The following is a 626-nucleotide window of genomic DNA, read 5'->3' as shown; positions in this document are numbered from 1 at the left end:
AAAGGAAATTACGGCTATCGTCGCATGACTCTAGAATTACGAAATCGTGGCTTCGTAGTGAACCATAAGAAGGTGCAGCGTCTGATGAAAGTACTTGGTTTAACGGCTCGAATTCGCCGTAAACGGAAGTATTCTTCATACCAAGGAGAGGTTGGCAAGAAAGCAGATAATCTTATTCAACGTCAATTTGAAGCAACCAAACCAATGCAAAAGTGCTACACAGATGTGACAGAATTTGCCATTCCAGCAAGCACTCAAAAGCTTTACTTATCGCCAGTTTTAGATGGTTTTAACAGCGAAATCATCGCTTATAATCTTTCTACATCACCGAACTTAGAACAAGTAAAAGCTATGTTAGACCAGGCTTTCGGTGAGGAACATTACGAGAATACCATTCTCCATAGTGACCAAGGCTGGCAATACCAACACGATTCTTATCATCGGTTCCTAGAGAGTAAGGGAATTCAAGCATCCATGTCACGTAAGGGTAACAGCCCAGACAATGGTATGATGGAGTCCTTCTTTGGGATTCTGAAATCGGAAATGTTTTATGGTTATGAGAAGTCGTTTCAGTCGCTTAAGCAATTGGAACAAGCTATTGTAGACTATATTGATTACTACAACAA

The 626-nt window shown here is 40.6% G+C and carries 1 protein-coding gene; it reads left to right on the top strand.

The window, feature by feature from the left end:
* A partial coding sequence (locus tag O3664_RS09135; protein ID WP_371613939.1) for an IS3 family transposase occupies positions 1 to 626 on the top strand: 626 nt, incomplete at both ends.

Source organism: Streptococcus sp. 27098_8_109 (genome assembly GCF_041432295.1).
In the GTDB taxonomy this organism is placed as follows: domain Bacteria; phylum Bacillota; class Bacilli; order Lactobacillales; family Streptococcaceae; genus Streptococcus.
The sequence above is the reverse complement of the archived record's forward strand: the minus strand, read 5'-3'. Positions and strand labels throughout refer to the sequence as shown.